Genomic DNA, 326 nt, shown 5'->3' with positions numbered 1-326 from the left:
ATAAGGAATACTGTAAACACTGCGGTAAGGAGCTTATACAGATCTCAGGAAAAAAGAAATTGAAATTCTGTAACCAAGATTGTCGTGTTACATGGTGGAACTCGAATCAGGACAAGGTCAAGAAGAAAGCCATCTACTTCTTCACCTGCGCTTATTGCGGTTGCTCCTTTACCGCTTATGGCAATTCAAAGAGAAAATATTGTTCTCATGATTGCTATATAAACGACCGCTTCAAAGGCGGTGATGTAGTATGACAGACGATCAATTCAGAGCTGAAAAGCAATACCAATCAAGTCTTTCTATTGCAAAATCCATGCTTGAAAAAA

Annotated in this window: 1 protein-coding gene and 1 pseudogene; both read left to right on the top strand. The window is 38.7% G+C overall.

The window, feature by feature from the left end; all coding sequences use genetic code 11:
- Positions 1 to 254 (top strand): annotated as a pseudogene (locus ACOEN1_RS13545) (RNA polymerase subunit sigma-70); the annotation flags it as partial.
- On the top strand, positions 251 to 326 hold a 76-nt coding region (locus ACOEN1_RS13540; protein WP_422487414.1), incomplete at its 3' end, for an SHOCT domain-containing protein. The pseudogene ACOEN1_RS13545 and the gene ACOEN1_RS13540, both read left to right, overlap by 4 nt.

The organism is Gudongella sp. DL1XJH-153, from assembly GCF_049310905.1.
Lineage (GTDB): Bacteria > Bacillota > Clostridia > Tissierellales > Tissierellaceae > Gudongella.
Note: the sequence above shows the minus strand (reverse complement) of the source record. Positions and strands in the feature narration are given on the sequence as shown.